General features: G+C 72.3%; 1 protein-coding gene. It reads left to right on the top strand.

The genetic code is table 11. The features are described from left to right. Positions 1-206: hypothetical protein (locus BN358_RS27705; protein ID WP_232233131.1), on the top strand; the 206-nt coding region annotated here is incomplete at both ends.

Raw genomic sequence — 206 nt, 5'->3', positions numbered from 1 at the left:
TCCCGGGAGAAGACGCTGGAGGCGCAGGACAAGCAGCAGGCGATCACGGACGCCTCCAAGGATGCGGCGAACGCGACCGCGGACGCGATCCCGCTCAGCACCGTGGCCCAGGTCGACGTGGTCAAGGCACCGGCCACGGTGACCCGGGTGGACGGCACGCGCCGCCACGCTCACCGCGAGCTCGGAGGGCTCCGACCTGGGCACGA

Origin of the sequence: Sedimentibacter sp. B4 (assembly GCF_000309315.1) — a bacterium.
GTDB classification, from domain to species: domain Bacteria; phylum Bacillota; class Clostridia; order Tissierellales; family Sedimentibacteraceae; genus Sedimentibacter; species Sedimentibacter saalensis.
This window is presented reverse-complemented; position numbering and strand designations above follow the sequence as displayed.